Origin of the sequence: Pseudomonas kurunegalensis, from assembly GCF_030291635.1 — a bacterium.
Classification (GTDB): Bacteria; Pseudomonadota; Gammaproteobacteria; order Pseudomonadales; family Pseudomonadaceae; genus Aquipseudomonas; species Aquipseudomonas monteilii.
Genome location: NZ_CP127871.1, coordinates 2,688,781 through 2,703,302, shown reverse-complemented (window position 1 = coordinate 2,703,302; position 14,522 = coordinate 2,688,781). Strand labels below are relative to the sequence as shown.

At 63.6% G+C, this 14,522-nt stretch carries 9 protein-coding genes; 7 read left to right on the top strand and 2 right to left on the bottom strand.

Annotated features, from left to right (window positions below; genetic code table 11):
• Positions 1–159 precede the first annotated feature (159 nt).
• The 5 genes from nfrB to QQ992_RS12055 all read left to right on the top strand — a co-directional run bounded on the left by nfrB (position 160) and on the right by QQ992_RS12055 (position 7,956).
• Positions 160–2,334 carry a cyclic di-3',5'-guanylate-activated glycosyltransferase NfrB gene (nfrB, locus tag QQ992_RS12075; protein ID WP_286113539.1) on the top strand — a complete coding sequence of 725 codons (2,175 nt, stop codon included), beginning with the start codon at positions 160–162 and terminating at the stop codon, positions 2,332–2,334.
• Positions 2,331–5,336, top strand: coding sequence for a phage receptor (locus tag QQ992_RS12070; protein ID WP_286113537.1), 3,006 nt, complete (start codon positions 2,331–2,333; stop codon positions 5,334–5,336). The genes nfrB and QQ992_RS12070 overlap by 4 nt, the downstream gene beginning before the upstream one ends.
• The gene (locus QQ992_RS12065; RefSeq protein ID WP_286113535.1) at positions 5,336–6,175 is read left to right on the top strand and encodes a DUF4434 family protein; all 840 of its coding nucleotides are present in this window, start codon (positions 5,336–5,338) and stop codon (positions 6,173–6,175) included. The genes QQ992_RS12070 and QQ992_RS12065 overlap by 1 nt, the downstream gene beginning before the upstream one ends.
• Before the next feature lie 141 nt (positions 6,176–6,316).
• Entirely contained in the window at positions 6,317–7,402 is a 1,086-nt protein-coding gene (locus QQ992_RS12060) for a GGDEF domain-containing protein (RefSeq protein WP_286113534.1), read from the top strand.
• A 92-nt stretch (positions 7,403–7,494) separates the two neighbouring features.
• On the top strand, positions 7,495–7,956 hold the full coding sequence (locus QQ992_RS12055) for a hypothetical protein (RefSeq protein WP_286113533.1): 462 nt from the start codon (positions 7,495–7,497) through the stop codon (positions 7,954–7,956).
• Between the two features lie 34 nt (positions 7,957–7,990).
• Here QQ992_RS12055 and QQ992_RS12050 read toward each other — a convergent pair whose 3' ends face one another.
• Together QQ992_RS12050 and QQ992_RS12045 are read right to left on the bottom strand one after the other, a co-directional pair.
• A complete protein-coding gene (locus QQ992_RS12050) occupies positions 7,991–9,289 on the bottom strand; it encodes an ATP-binding protein (RefSeq protein ID WP_286113531.1) in 1,299 nt (432 codons plus the stop codon).
• A 6-nt stretch (positions 9,290–9,295) separates the two neighbouring features.
• Entirely contained in the window at positions 9,296–9,997 is a 702-nt protein-coding gene (locus QQ992_RS12045) for a response regulator (RefSeq protein ID WP_060710034.1), read from the bottom strand.
• 159 nt (positions 9,998–10,156) lie between these two features.
• Here QQ992_RS12045 and QQ992_RS12040 point away from each other — a divergent pair, with 159 nt between their 5' ends.
• Both QQ992_RS12040 and QQ992_RS12035 read left to right on the top strand, forming a co-directional pair.
• Positions 10,157–11,332, top strand: a complete 1,176-nt coding sequence (locus tag QQ992_RS12040; protein ID WP_286113529.1) for an efflux RND transporter periplasmic adaptor subunit — start codon at positions 10,157–10,159, stop codon at positions 11,330–11,332.
• 11 nt (positions 11,333–11,343) lie between these two features.
• Entirely contained in the window at positions 11,344–14,472 is a 3,129-nt protein-coding gene (locus QQ992_RS12035) for an efflux RND transporter permease subunit (RefSeq protein WP_286113528.1), read from the top strand.
• The last annotated feature ends 50 nt before the right edge of the window (positions 14,473–14,522 follow it).

Genomic DNA, 14,522 nt, shown 5'->3' with positions numbered 1-14,522 from the left:
CAAGATGTGGCCCACAAGAAAAAGCCCGAAATTTGGACAACCTCGCATTCGGCTGCTTGTATCTATCCCGTACAAACGGCGACATGTCGTACAACTTCGTCGAGGGAACCGAGCGAGGATACAGACGATGGCCTACTCCACCCTGCCGGTGACTGCCGCATGAGCCTGGCATTCATCGATTTTCTCACCTATGTGCTGTTCGGCCTGAAGATCCTGGCGATCACCCTCGCCTCGTTGATGTTCTTGCTGGGCCTGGACGACCTGTTCATCGACCTGTGCTACTGGGGGCGAAAGCTGATCCGGCGTTTTCGCATCTACGACAAGTTTGAGAAGGCCGACGAGAAACGCCTGTACGAAGTCCCGGAAAAACCTTTGGCCATCATGGTCCCGGCCTGGAACGAAGTGGGCGTGGTCGGTGAAATGGCGCGCCTGGCGGCCTCCACCATCGACTACGAGAACTACCAGATCTTTGTCGGCACCTACCCGAACGACCCGCAAACCCAGGCCGACGTCGACGCGGTGTGCCTGCACTACCCCAACGTGCACAAGGTGGTGTGCGCCCGCCCCGGCCCCACCAGCAAGGCCGACTGCCTGAACAACATCATCGACGCACTGTTGCGCTTCCAGCAGGACGCTGGCATCGAATTCGCCGGTTTCATCCTGCACGACGCCGAAGACGTGATTTCGCCCATGGAGCTGCGTCTGTTCAATTACCTGCTGCCGAACAAGGACATGATCCAGATCCCGGTGTACCCCTATGCACCCGAATGGAAGGGCTTTACCGCCGGCCACTATGTCGACGAGTTCGCCGAAAACCACGGCAAGGACGTTATCGTTCGCGAAGCACTCACCGGCCAGGTGCCCAGTGCCGGGGTCGGCACCTGTTTCAGCCGTCGCGCCATCAGTGCGCTGCTGGAAGACGGCGACGGCATCGCCTTCGACGTGCAAAGCCTCACCGAAGACTACGACATTGGTTTTCGCCTGAAGCAAAAAGGCATGAAGTGCATTTTCGCCCGCTACTCCATCAGCGACCCGGCGCTGACCCTGAAACAGGAATGGCGCCCGGGCATGAGCCGTGAGTTTTCCCAGGTAATCTGCGTACGCGAGCACTTCCCGCGCGACTGGCAGCATGCCATTCGGCAGAAGTCGCGGTGGATCGTCGGCATCGTGTTCCAGGGCACCAGCAACCTGGGCTGGAGCCGCAAGGGTGCGCTCAACTACTTCCTGTGGCGCGACCGCCGCGGGCTGTTCGCCTATTTGCTGAGTTTTCTGGTCAACCTGTTGCTGCTGGTGTTGCTGGCCATGTGGCTGGTCACGGTGATTGCGCCGGATTCGTGGCGCTTCATGTCGATCCTTAGCGACAGCTGGCTGCTCTCGACCCTGCTGTGGCTCAACGGTCTGATGCTGTTCAACCGCCTGTTCCAACGCGGCTGGTTCGTTACCCGCTTCTACGGCATTGGCGAAGGCCTGCTGTCGGCACCGCGCATGATGTGGAGCAACTTCGTCAACTTCTTCGCCAACCTGCGTGCCCTGCGCCAGGTCATGGAGATGGGCGACTCGCGGCGCGTGGCCTGGGACAAGACCACGCACGAGTTCCCCGCCATCGCCGCCCCTGCCCGCACGCCACTGGGCCAGCGACTGGTGGCCAAAGGGTTGATCAGCGACGAACAGCTGCAACAGGCAATCAACAGCCCTGTACGCCGGCGCCTGGGCCGCGAACTGCTGCTGCGTGGCTGGGTAAACAGCGAACAGTTGGTGGCCACCCTGGCCGAGCAGCTAGACCTACCATGGGCCCCGCTGAACCCGTTCAAGCTCGAACCGCAACTGATCGCCAAACTGCCGCGTAAACTGGCGACGCACTACGGCGTGCTGCCGGTGGCCGAGGACGGCGACACGCTGATCCTGGCCAGCGAAAGCCCGGTCAGCCAAGTATCACTGGGGGTAATCAGCCGCCACCTCAAGCGCCCGGTACGCGTGCGCCTGGCACCACAAGGCCGGGTAACCCTGGGCCTGCGCTACCACTACCCAAGCCCCTGGCAGAAGCCGGAAACGCGCGACATGCTGGCCACGCTCGCACGCCATCAGGACGACGAGGCGCTGCTGGAACGGGTCAGCCACCACCAGGTCATGCTCGGTACCCTGCTGCAGGTGCGCGGCATGGTGCCCGTCACCTTGTTCAACCAGGCACTGATCGACTTCGACCCCGAACACCAGAGCCTGGGCGAGCACCTGATCGCGCGCGGCATCATCACCGAGCAGGTGTTGCAGCAAGCACTCGACGAACAGGCCAGCGAACAGCAGGCTGCCCTTGACCTGACTCGGGAGGTGGCATGAAGCCGCGTTTTACTCTCACCTTCACCGGCCTGTTGCTGTGCTCCGCCGCACTGCCCGTCGCCGCCTCGGCACCGATGACCGACTTCCAGCGGTTCACCAGCTTTCCGTTCATGGACCGCAGTTATCGCGAGGCCAAGAAAGACAACTGGCCCGAGGTCGAGCGCCTGACCCGTCACGTGCTGGGCCGCGTGCCGAACAACGACGAAGCCCGCGCACTGCTGGTAGAAGCCCTGGCCCACCAACGCCGCTACAAGGACGCCGAAGCGCTGGCCGAACAACTGGACGGCAGCCCCGAATACGCCGACGCGCTGCTCGAACTTCGCCTGACGTGGATCGAGCAGGACCCACCGCCAGCCAGCCAGGTCGAGCAATGGCTGGCCACCAGCGATGCCATGCACCGGGTGCGCCTGTGGCAGGCTTACAGCCTGAGCCTGGCCAAGTTCGGGGGCGCAGGCAAAGCGCTGGAATGGCTCAACCAGCTGCCACCGCGCGATGATGGTCAGGTACTGCGCCTGGCCCGGGCCAACTTTGCCGAACAGCTGCGCAACTGGAAGGAAACCATCGAGCAACTGCAGCCGCTCGCCGACAAGGGCCAGTTACCCGCCAATGACTGGCAACGCCTGGCCAATGCGTATATCCAACAGGTGGACGAAAAAGGGCTGACCACGCTGCTGGCCAGCGCACCCTCCCCCCAGGCAGCCAACCAGGCACGCCTGGCCATGGCCAACCGCGCCATTGCCGTGGGCCACAACCAACAGGCCCAACGCTGGTTGCAGTCGCTGCCGCCCGATCAGCTGAATCAGCCCGACCAGCGCCAGCAATTGTGGGAGCTGGCCCGCGAAGGTGATGATGCCGTACTGGTGCGCCGCCTGAGCAACGACCTGCAGCGCCCCTGCCTGGAAACCGTCGACTGGTTGTCACGTCAGGACCCTGACCAAGCCCGCGAGCAGTTCAAAGGCTGCACCCCCAGCACCGATCCACGCGCCTACGCTGTGCTCAAGCAACGCCTCTACGGCGACCCGCCACAGCCGCCGCAACCGCGTACCGCCAGCGAATGGGAAAAGCGCTACCGACAAAGCGGCGACCTGGCCGCGCTGGAGCAAGCCACCTTCCTGTTGGTGGAACAAGGCCAGGTGGCACACGCCCGGGAACTGCTGGAGCACGCCTACGACCGCCGCCAGGGCCGCCTCAGCCCGTCGTTGCTGCAGCGCCTGGGCAACCTGTATGCACGTACTGACGGGCCGCTGGACAGCCGCCGCATGCTTGGCCTGATACCACGGGTGGATGCCAACACCCGCGCCCAGTTGCTCGGCCGCCTGGCCGAAGCCGGCCAGTGCGATGCCGTGCACCAGGCGATACCGGCCACCCCGAGCGAGCCCGGCCAGTACCGTGCACTGGGCCGCTGCGCCATGCCTGACCAGCCCGGCGAAGCGGTGGTCTATTACCAGGCCGCCGAACGCCTGGGCGGCGGCGGCGATCGCCTGCCCTTGGCCTATGCCCTTGAAGCGGCGGGCGACTCCGAGGCTGCCCTGCCCATCTGGCGCAGCGTCCCGGACAGCGCCTGGACCGACAACGCCCGCCTCACTGCCGCCCGTGGCGCGCTGAATGCCGGCGATGCAGAAGCCGCTCGACGCTACTGGGACTCCGCCGCACACCACAGTGCAGATGACTGGGCGCTGGGCGCCGCCATTACCCAGCGCCAGGGCGATTACCCGTCCGCCTTGCGCTTGCAACGCCAGGCCTTGGCCAGCAACCCACGCGCCGACCACTACTACGCAGCCGCAAGCACCGCGCAGCTGGCCGGCGACAGCGCGCAAAGCATGGCCTGGCTGGCCGAAGCGGTGCGCCTGGCCCCCGATCAGCCACGTTACCGCGCCGATTACGGCATGCGCCTGGCCGGCGCCACAGACAAGGCCCAGCGCCGCCAGTCGATCCCGTACCTGGAACGGGCGACCCACGACTTCCCCGAGGACTACCGCCTCGGAGAAACGCTGGCCTTGCGCTACGACGAAGCCGAAGACAGCGCCTCGGCACGCCGCGAACTGCGCCGTGTCCTCGATGTGGAGCAGAACCTGGTCGACGGTGACGACGAGTACGGCAGCCTGGAAGCCCGCAAATACCGCCAGCGCAGGGCCCACGAAGCCCTGTCACGCCGTGACACCATCACCCTGGCCAGCACCTGGTCGCCCGCCGGCACCTCGACCAACGACAAGTTCCTCGACAACGGCCAGCGCAGCGGCAGCTCGCGCCGCGCGCAATCGCAGAACGTGCAGCTGGCCATGTGGGACCACGCCCTGGGTGAAGAGCCCAGCCGCAACGGCAGCACCCTCTCGGTTTATGGCCGGGTACTGTTCGGTGGTCAGAGCCGTACCGATTACGCGCAAAGCATGGGTACCGGCGTTGGCCTGCGCTACAAGCCGCTCGGCCAGGCCAACCTCAACCTGTACGCCGAGCTGTATCACCAGCGGCAGATCGACGAAGAACACTATCGCGGCCTGAGCCTGGGGCAGTTGTTGAGCCCGGCCAAGGTCGGCGGCAACTGGGGCGACCTGCGCCACAACGCCGAGTCGAGCAACGACCTGCTGCTGCGCGCCACCGCCTCGTTCCTCGATCAGGGTGACTGGCGCAACGACTGGCGGGTGGATGAAGACGACTGGAACGAGCGCTTCCTCTACCTCGACGCCGCCTGGTGGACACGCGCCGGCGACCATGCCTGGCTGTCGCGCTACCAGCAGGGGCATGCCTGGAAGCTGCCCGGCAGCTCACCGCAAACCATAATGCCGTACGGCTTTGTCGAGTTCTCCAGCCAGGACCCGAGCAACGACTGGCGCCAGGACGCCCGTGCGGGGGTGGGTGTGCGTTGGCAGTGGTGGTTCGATGACGACCGCTACAACGCCTACCGCGGTTCGCTGAAAGTGCGTGCCGAATACCAGCAGTCGCTGGGCGGCAATCTTTACGAGCGCGCCAACGGCGTGCTGGTCGGTGCGGAGATGACCTTCTGATGCGCAAGATCCTCGCCTTCTGCCTGCTTGCCCTGTGCCTGCCGGCCACAGCTGACCAGCGCCTGTTCTACCAACCCCTGAACCGCGACGCCAGTATCACCCCTGCCCAGTGGCAACAGCTGTGGCACGCCACCGTGGCGCAGGGTGGCAAGACCCTGATCGTGCAGTGGAGCGCGTATGGTGACAGCGATTTTGGCGGTGCCCAGGGCTGGCTGGCAAACAGCCTGCGCTCGGCGCATGCCCAAGGGCTGCAACTGGTCTTGGGGTTGTACATGGACCCGGCCTATTACCAACGCCTTGAAGCGCTGGACGGCGAAGGTCAGAACAGCTACTGGAAAGCGCAGTTGGGCCGCTCGCTCAGCCAGTACCAGCAACTGCGCAACGCCTGGCAGTTGCCGGTGGATGGCTGGTACCTGCCCATGGAGCTGGACGACCAGCATTTTCGCGAGGCTGAACGGCGCGATGCGCTGTACAGCCAGTTGCAGGCCTTCAACCGCCAGCTGGACAAACCGTTGCATATCAGTGCGTTCAGCGCGGGCAAATTGTCGCCAGGAATCAATGCCGCGTGGCTGGAGCAACTGGCCGGGTTGGGCTTGACTGTCTGGTGGCAGGATGGCGCCGGGACCGGGCGTTTGCCCGCGTTGGTGCGCCAAGGCTATGAACAGGCTTTGCCGTGCCGGGTGGGCGTGGTGCGCGAGGCGTTCCGCCAGGTGAGCGGGCCAGGGCAGGCATTCAGGGCTGAGCCTGCCGAACCGAAGCTGAGTAGCGGGTGCCATGCCGAGGCAGTGTTTGCCTTGCGCTACCGGCCTTGGGCACGGAACGTTTTGCCACAGAATTGAGCCACCAGGCCCGGCCTCTTCGCGGGCAAGCCCGCTCCCACACGGCCCCCACAGCATTCGAACGCTGTGGGGAGCCTGTGGGAGCGGGTTTACCCGCGAAAGGGCCGGGCCTGGACAAGCAGTAGTCTCAGGAGCCCACCGATGTTCAAGACCATCGAAGCACACGTACGCCAGCAGGTCGCCCCCGCCGCCCTGCGCGCCGAATTCCGCCAGCACGAATTCGAGTCCATGCGCCCGTTCTGCCTGCTGGTGTTCTGCATCAGCATCCTGATCTGGCTGGTCTTCGACCTGATCGTCAGCTTCCTCGGCGGCCAGGGTTTCACCTGGCTGTCCTACCTGTTCATCGCCCTGCTGGGCTGCCTGACCATCGTGCTGCACTTCACACGCCGCAGCCATCACTTCGACGTGCTCAACCTGCTGTTCATTGCCGTCATCACCTTGGGCATGCGCCTGGTGATCGAAGGCATCCCGGTACCCCTGCGCCCGGTGTGGCTGGTGCTTGGCGTCTCCACCGTGCTGTATGCCGTGTCGGTGCAACCGGTGCGGCGCTGGTCGTTCTTCTGCGCCATGGTCATCACCTGGGTGATGCTCAACCCCTTCTACCACACGCGCATTGAACCGGACGCACTCGAAGGCGCCATGCTCATCAGCTACGCCATTTTCCTCAGCGGCCTGGTGAGCTACAGCTACCTGCAAATCCGCAAGGCCAAACTGCACAATTTCTACCTGTCGAAGGTGCTGCTGGAGCAGGCTTATGTCGACGCGCTGACCGAAATCCCCAACCGCCGTTCGTTCATGGCCAAAACAGAGCAGCAATTGAAACTGGCGACGCCCGGGCAGTATCTGGCGATGGTCGACATAGACAATTTCAAGAAGGTCAATGACCGTTTTGGCCACGACGTGGGTGATGAAGTGCTCAGACGCGTGGCACTGCACATCAAGGCGGCGATGGTCGATTCCGAGTTTGCAAGATTAGGCGGTGAGGAATTTGCCATTTTTCTTGAAGGGCTGGACCAGCAAAGTGCTGAACAGCAGGTGGAGGCATTGGTACGCAGAGTGCGTGAAGATGCAGGCACACACCCGGTAACCATCAGTATCGGCCTGGCGCAGGTGAGCGCGGGCGATACATTGACCATGGCGCTGATCAAGGCTGACCAGGCGCTTTATGAAGCCAAGCATACCGGCAAGGACCGCTTTGTTTCATGGACAAGCCGAATGGCTAACTAGAAAGGCAGCACTGACGCAACTGTTAATTTTGTCAGTTGATAAAGGCTCCCCCGAAGACGGATATTTCGCTTACCCCTCTGGATGGAGTAAGCATGATGAGCACTTCTGAAAAAAACATTAAATGGCTCGATAAGTTCAGCAATATCGACTTTAGCACGCTAATAAAATGGCTCGACACATTCAGCTTCGGCAAGACCCTTGACATTAAAGAGCTACAAAATAATAACACCATCATCTACCCGAACGAAAAACCGCTTTACACTGTTAGTAATTTTATCATCAATGCACACTACTTCGACAACAAAGGACTGGTCCGCCAATTGATTATCCAGGCACCGTCCGTTGGTGCGCCTTTTGAGCCCGGCACTTACGATTTGAACGAGAGTAGCCTTTACAGTGCCTCTTACCAGATAAGGGAACTTCCCTCACACCCTTTAGTAGGCAAAATGACCATCAAGAAATCAGAGCACGAGGCTGGCCTTTTCATCGTACTGAACGCCACTGTCGCCTCTGGCGTAAAAGAACACGAACTAATAGTCAATTTGGGTCGATAACTCACACGTTCTGGTTTACGCACGCGCCACCGCCTCACGCGGCGGGCAAGCGGATGCGAAACTGCGCACCACCCAGCGCCGATTGCGCCACCGTCAAGGTCCCGCCCTGCCCCTCGATCGCTCGCCGGCTGATCGCCAACCCCAGGCCAAACCCGCCGGTGTTGCGATCGCGGCTGCGGTCCAGGCGGTAGAACGGTTGGAAAATCCGCTCGCGCTCCTCAACCGGTATGCCAATGCCGTCATCCTCCACTGTCAGCAGGCAGGCACCATCGCCCTCCAGCCGCAGGCGCAGCAACAGGCTTTCATCGCAATAACGCATGGCATTGCGCACCAGGTTCTGCACCGCGCGCGCCGTCAAGCGCGGGTCCAGCACGAACCGGGGCAGATTACCCTCGGCCTGCACTTCCCAACGGATACCCCGGCCATCGAGCTCCTCGGCAAAACCACCGAGCACACTGTCGACCAGCTCCAGCAACGATACCTCGACCCGCTCGCGGGCCTGGTCGGCATTGTACAGCCGGCTGTAGGACAGCAGCTCCAGCACCAGTTCATCCAGCTCACGCACATGCCCCACCAGTTCCAGCAGGCGTTTGCGGCTGGCCGGCGGCACCTCGTCGAACAACAATACCAGGCCGAAATCCAGCCGGGTCAGGGGTGTGCGCAATTCGTGCGACACCGCATTTAGCAGCTCGCGCTGCTGGTTGACGTGGCGCTCCAGGTCGCTGGCCATGGTGTCGAACACGCCCGCCAACTCACCAATGTTGGAATGCGGCGAAATATGCGTACGTTCGGCCATCTGCCCCTGGCCCAGGCGCCGGGCGGTCTCCTTCAGGCGCTCCAGGTCGCGCCAGTGCGGCCATACCCACAGCAGCAGGCACCCCAGCATGGCCGCACCGATCAGTACGGTCCCCCCCCACGACAACACGTTGATGTCCAGCGGGTCTGGCGGTGAGTGCAGGCGCACCAGCCATTCCTTGTCCAGCGGTGCCAGCACGGTTTCGTAGTAGCCCCACTCGGCAATGCGCACCGCGTACAAACCATGCTCCAGGCGCGCCTGTTCTTCATCGCTCAGGCCGGCCTGGTCCATGCGCAGCAGTTGCAATTCCAGCGGCGCGAAATCACTGGCCAGTTCTTGCTCCACGGCTGGCCACTGCTCGCGCGGGGCCTGGCGGAACTGGCGCACGATCAACGCCTGCACGCCCTTGGCCTGGTCCAGGTTGTAGGCCATGAAGCGGTCGCGGAACAGCCCGACAATGGTGTCGGGGATGAACAGCAACGCACCGGCGTAGGCAACGATGATCACCAGGTACAGCCGCACCAGGATCTTGAGCATGGTCGATCAGCACTCCCACTCGACGCGGCTGAACAGGTAACCCTTGCCCCACACGGTCTTGATCTTGCGCGCTTCGCCGGCGTTGTCGTCGAACTTGCGCCTCAGTTTGGAGATGGCCACGTCCACGGAACGATCGGTGCCATTGAACTCGATACCCCGCAGTTGTTGCAGGATACGGTCGCGGTTCATCACCTCGCCCGCATTCCGTGCCAGCACCACCAGCAGGTTGTACTCACCACTGGACAGTTCCACTTCTTCGCCACGCCAGCTGACCGTGCGCTCGGCCAGGTCGATGCGCAGCCCGCCGATCAGGATCAGGTCGTTGTCCAGGCGCGGCTCGTTGATGCTGCTACGACGCAGCAGCGTACGCACCCGGGCCAGCAGCACGCGGGGTTCACAGGGTTTGGTCACGTAATCATCAGCCCCCATTTCCAGGCCCAATACCTGGTCATGGCTGTCATCACGGGCCGTCAGCATCAGAATCGGCAGGCTCTGCGACTCCTGGCGCAACAGGCGGCACAGTTGCAGGCCGTCGATGCCCGGCAGCATCAGGTCGAGGATGACCAAGTCCGGCTTTTGCCGGCGGTACTCGTCCAGCACATGGTCGCCCCGGGCGATCACCTGGACATGAAAGTCGTTGCGTTGCAGGTAGCTGGCGATCAGTTCGGACAGGGCACTGTCGTCTTCGACCAGGAAAATATTCGGCATAGGTGCTTGGGAATCTGGGTACAGGTGTACGCAGAATATATAACCCTACCGGCCTGGAGGATTGATCTTCACACTTTTTCACACTCGCCCTACAGGTATTAACAGCCGTCAGTGCAACAGCTGCCGTAGCATATACCCGGTCATCATCGGAAGATCCGCATGCCTACTACCTTCCCCCCTCGCCTGCGCCCAGTGGCGCTTCTGGCGTTTCTGAGCTTGTCCCTGGCTGGCTGTGGCGACAGCGCCGAGCAAGACGAAAAGGCCCCTACCCCGCAGGTGCGGGTGGAAACCCTGCAATTGCAGCCCTTGGCAATAAGCAGCGAACTCAGTGGCCGCATTCTCGCCCCGCGCACCGCCGAAGTGCGCGCACGGGTCGCGGGCGTGGTACTCAAACGCGTCTACCGCGAAGGCAGTGACGTCAAGCAAGGCGATGTGCTGTTCCTGATCGACCCGGCGCCATTCAAGGCCGACCACGACAGTGCCCGCGCCACCCTGGCCAAGGCTGAGGCCACCCTGTACCAGGCACGCCTGCAAGAGCAGCGCTACCGCGAGCTGGTCGACGACAAGGCCGTCAGCCGCCAGGAATACGACAACGCCAAGGCCAGTTTCCTGCAGGCAGACGCTGACGTGGCCGCCGCCAAGGCCGCCCTGGAGCGCACCCGCCTGAACCTCGGCTACGCCACGGTAACTGCGCCGATTTCCGGCCGTATTGGCCGCGCCCAGGTCACCGAAGGCGCCCTGGTCGGGCAAAACGAAAGCACGCCGCTGGCAACCATCCAGCAGCTGGACCCGATCCATGCCGACGTTACCCAGTCCACCCGCGAACTCAACGCCTTGCGCCGTGCCCTGCGCGCCGGCGAGCTGCAACAGGTAGGCGACGGCCAGGCCCGCGCCACGCTGATCCAGGACGATGGCAGCGCCTACCCGCTGCCGGGCAAGCTGCTGTTCTCCGACATCAGCGTCGACCCCAGCACCAACCAGATCACCCTGCGCAGCGAGTTCCCCAACCCGGACCTCGACCTGCTGCCCGGCAGCTACGTGCGTGTGCGCCTGGAGCAGGCCGTACAGCCCAAAGGCCTGAGCGTCCCACAGCGGGCCGTCCTGCGCGACAGTGCCGGCATGCCCAAGGTGCTGGTGGTCGACCAGCAAGCCCGGGTCAGCGACCGCCAGGTGGTACTGGGCAGCGCCCAGGGCGACCGCTGGGTCGTCAGCGAAGGCCTGGCCCCCGGCGAGCGGGTGGTGGTCGAAGGCCTGCAACACGTCAAGGCCGGTGACCAGGTGCAGGTCGACAACGCAGCGGGCGCAGCGCCCATTGCACAGCACACCGGCCAGTGAGGGCCTGATCCATGCCGCAATTCTTCATCGACCGCCCGGTGTTTGCCTGGGTAGTCGCGCTGTTCATTCTGCTCGCGGGCGCGCTGGCCATCCCGCAGCTGCCGGTGGCCCAGTACCCGAACGTGGCCCCGCCGCAGGTGGAAATCTACGCCGTGTACCCAGGCGCCTCCGCCGCGACCATGGACGAAAGCGTGGTCAGCCTGATCGAGCAGGAGCTCAACGGCGCCGACAACCTGCTGTACTTCGAGTCGCAGAGCAGCCTGGGCAGCGCCACTATCACCGCCACCTTCGAGCCAGGCACCAACCCGGACCTGGCTCAGGTCGATGTGCAAAACCGCCTGAAGGTGGTCGAGTCGCGCCTGCCGCGCCCAGTTACCCAGCAGGGCTTGCAAGTGGAAAAAGTGTCCACCGGCTTCCTGCTGCTGGCCACCCTCACCTCTGAAGATGGCAAACTCGACGAAACCGCGCTGTCGGACATCCTCGCGCGCAACGTGATGGACGAAATCCGCCGCCTCAAGGGCGTCGGTAAAGCCCAGCTGTATGGTTCGGAACGCGCCATGCGCATCTGGATCGACCCGCGCAAGCTGATCGGCTTCAACCTCACGCCTAACGACGTGGCAGAAGCCATCGCGGCGCAGAACGCCCAGGTCGCGCCCGGCAGCATTGGCGACCTGCCCACCCGTGGCACCCAGGAAATCACCGCTAACGTAGTGGTCAAGGGCCAGCTGAGCACGCCCGAAGAGTTCGCCGCCATCGTCCTGCGCGCCAACCCGGATGGCTCCACGGTCACCATTGGTGATGTCGCCCGCGTCGAGATCGGTGCCCAGGAATACCAGTTCGGCACGCGCCTGAACGGCAAGCCGGCCACCGCCTTCAGCGTGCAGCTGTCGCCGGGTGCCAACGCCATGGAAACCGCTACCCTCGTGCGGGCAAAAATGCAGGACCTGGCGCGGTACTTCCCCGAAGGCGTCAAGTACGACATCCCCTATGACACCTCGCCGTTCGTCAAGGTGTCGATCGAGCAGGTCATCACCACCCTGTTCGAGGCCATGCTGCTGGTGTTTGCGGTGATGTTCCTGTTCCTGCAGAACCTGCGCTACACCCTGATCCCCACCCTGGTAGTGCCGGTGGCGCTGATGGGCACCTTCGCCGTCATGCTGGCGATGGGTTTCTCGGTCAACGTGCTGACCCTGTTCGGCATGGTGCTGGCCATCGGCATCCTGGTCGACGATGCCATCGTGGTGGTGGAAAACGTCGAGCGCATCATGGCCGAAGAAGGCCTGCCACCCAAAGAAGCCACACGCAAGGCCATGGGCCAGATCAGCGGTGCGATCATCGGCATTACCCTGGTGCTGGTGGCCGTGTTCTTGCCCATGGCCTTCATGCAAGGTTCGGTGGGGGTGATCTACCAGCAGTTCTCGGTGTCGATGGCGGTGTCGATCCTGTTCTCGGCGTTCCTGGCCCTCAGCCTGACCCCAGCGCTGTGCGCCACCCTGCTCAAACCGGTGGCCAAGGGCGAGCACCATGAACGCAAAGGCTTCTTCGGCTGGTTCAACCGCCGCTTCGAAAGCATGAGCAACGGCTATCAGCGCTGGGTGATACTGGCGCTCAAGCGCAGCGGCCGCTACCTGCTGGTGTACGCGGTGCTGCTGGCGGTGCTGGGCTATGGCTTCAGCCAATTGCCCACAGCATTCTTGCCCACCGAAGACCAGGGCTACACCATCACCGACATCCAGCTGCCGCCAGGCGCCAGCCGCATGCGCACCGAGCAGGTGGCCGCGCAGATCGAGGCACATAACGCTGAAGAGCCGAGCGTGGGCAACACCACTTTGATCCTGGGCTTCAGCTTCTCGGGCAGCGGGCAGAACGCGGCGCTGGCCTTCACCACCCTCAAGGACTGGTCCGAGCGCGGTGCCGACGACAGCGCCCAGTCGATCGCCGACCGCGCCAGCGCGGCCTTTTCCCAACTCAAGGACGCCGTAGCGTTTTCAGTGCTGCCGCCGCCTATTGATGGCCTGGGCGAGTCGACCGGTTTCGAGTTCCGCCTGCAGGACCGGGGTGGCATGGGCCACACCGAACTGATGGCTGCCCGCGACACGCTGCTGGCCAATGCCGGCAAAAGCAAGGTGCTGACCAACGTGCGCGAAGCGTCGCTGGCCGAAAGCCCGCAAGTGCAACTGGAGATCGACCGCCGCCAGGCCAATGCCCTAGGCGTGTCGTTCGCCGATATCGGCTCGGTGTTGGACGTGGCGGTGGGTTCCAGCTACGTAAACGACTTCCCTAACCAGGGCCGCATGCAGCGGGTGGTGGTGCAGGCCGAAGGCGACCAGCGCAGCCAGGTCGAAGACCTGCTGAAGATCCACGTGCGCAACAACAGCGGCAAAATGGTGCCACTGGGCGCATTCGTTCAGGCCAAATGGGTCAGCGGCCCGGTGCAGTTGACCCGCTACAACGGTTACCCGGCGGTGTCGATCTCCGGCGAGCCGACGGCAGGCCACAGTTCAGGCGAAGCCATGGCCGAAATCGAGCGCCTGGTCGCCCAGTTGCCGCCTGGCGCCGGCCTGGAATGGACGGGGCTGTCGCTGCAGGAGCGCTTGTCCGGTAGCCAGGCACCGCTGCTGATGGCGCTGTCGTTGCTGGTGGTGTTCCTGTGCCTGGCGGCGCTGTACGAAAGCTGGTCGATCCCGACCGCCGTGCTGCTGGTGGTGCCACTCGGTGTGTTGGGTGCGGTGCTGGCCGTGACCCTGCGCGGCATGCCCAACGACGTGTTCTTCAAGGTTGGCCTGATTACCCTGATCGGCCTGTCGGCAAAGAACGCCATCCTGATCATCGAGTTCGCCAAGCACCTGGTCGACCAGGGCGTGGATGCCGTCGACGCTGCAGTGCAGGCCGCCCGCCTGCGCCTGCGCCCCATCGTGATGACCTCGCTGGCATTCATCCTCGGCGTGGTACCGCTGGCCATCGCCAGCGGCGCCAGCTCGGCTAGCCAGCAGGCCATTGGCACCGGGGTGATCGGCGGTATGCTCAGCGCCACCTTGGCGGTGGTGTTCGTGCCGGTGTTCTTCGTGGTGGTGATGCGGCTGGCGGGCCGCCGCCAGTCGCGCAACCCCGACGCGCAACCGGCTGCCAGCGAAAGCTGACTGGACAAGCCCCGCGTGAAATGGGAGGGTTCCCGGCAATGACTGCCCGG